Source organism: Streptomyces sparsus (genome assembly GCF_054776295.1).
Genome location: NZ_BAAHCA010001075.1, coordinates 1 through 1,494, shown reverse-complemented (window position 1 = coordinate 1,494; position 1,494 = coordinate 1). Strand labels below are relative to the sequence as shown.

The window sequence follows — 1,494 nt, the reverse complement described above, 5'->3', positions numbered from 1 at the left end:
CTCGGCGCGCCGCCGCTCGGCCAACGCGTCCAGCACCGCGTTGGCCGCCGCATAGTTGGCCTGCCCGGCGGACCCCACGGTGCCGGCGAAGGAGGAGAACAGGACGAAGGCGTCCAGGTGGCGGTCGCGGGTCAGCTCGTCCAGATGCCGGGCCCCGGTGACCTTCGCCCGGAAGACCGTGCCGAACTGCTCGGCGTCGAGCCCGTCCAACACACCGTCGTCCAGCACACCGGCCGTGTGGACGACGGCGTTCACCTCGTGGGAGTCGAGCACCTCGCGGACGGCGTCCCGGCTGGTCAGGTCGACGGACACGAAGGTGGTGGTCGCCCCCAGCGAGGCCAGTTCGTCGCGGAGTTCAGCCGCGCCCGGCGCCTCCGCGCCGCGTCGGCTGACCAGGAGCAGGTGTTCGGCGCCCTGCTCCGCGGCCCAGCGGGCCACCTGGGCGCCCAGGGCCCCGGTGCCGCCGGTGACGAGAACCGTGCCCGAGGGCCGCCAGTCCGTGTCGATGCCGGAGTTCGTGCCGGTATCGGGGTCCGTTCCGGTCACTGGCGGTGCGGGCACGAGCCTGCGCGCGAGGACCGCACCGGAACGCACGGCCACCTGGTCCTCACGCGTGTCCGAGCCGGACTCCGCGCCGGAGAGCAGGGTGACGACCCGGGCGGCGGAGCGCCGGTCGAGGGACGTGGGCAGGTCGAGCAGACCACCCCAGCAGTCTGGGTGTTCCAGGGCCGCGACCCGCCCGAGGCCCCAGACGGCCGCCTGGTCGGGGTCCGGTGCCGGATCGTTCGCCGCGACGGCGACGGCACCTCTGGTCAACGCCCACACCGGGGCCTGGATCGCCACGTCCCCCAGCGCCTGTATGAGGGTCGCGGTGCCGAGCACGCCTTCGGGCACCTCCTCCGGTTCCCCGGACTCCCCGGCGCTCAGCGCCAGCAGCGAGACGACGCCCGTGAGGGGGCCGTCGGCCACGGCTGCGGCGATGCGACTGCCCAGCTCGGCCCGCGTGTCATGGCGGTGCTGCTGGACCGTGATCAGGTCGGCACCCGCATCCCGAAGGGCGGCCGTCAGGTCGCTGTCCCCGGCGTCGTCGCCCGCCAGGGTGGAGGGCCGTACGAGCAGCCAGCGACCGGGGAGCCGGGTGGCGTGCGGCAGTCCGGTGAGCGTCCGCCAGACGACCTCGTGGTGCAGCCCGCCCGCGACAGCCTCGGACAGCGCCGAGCCGTTCTGGGCGTAGGAACGGTCGAGCCAGTAGCGGTCGCGCCGGAAGGCGTAGGTGGGCAGCGCGACCGTCCGGGCGCCCGGCAGAATGTCGGACCAGGCGAGCACCGCTCCGTGCAGGTGCAGTCGGGCGATCGCCGCCGCAAGGTGGCGCGCCTCGCCGCCGTCCTTGCGCAGCACCGGAACGCAGGCCGAACCCGAGCTGTCGTCCAGGCAGTTCTGGGTGAGGGCGGTGAGGGTGCTGTCGGGTCCGATCTCCAGGAAGCGCGTGACGCC

Annotated in this window: 1 protein-coding gene; it reads right to left on the bottom strand. The window is 74.2% G+C overall.

What is annotated here, in order from left to right:
• Positions 1-1,494: beta-ketoacyl reductase (locus ACYVE9_RS26410; RefSeq protein ID WP_461030414.1), on the bottom strand; the 1,494-nt coding region annotated here is incomplete at both ends.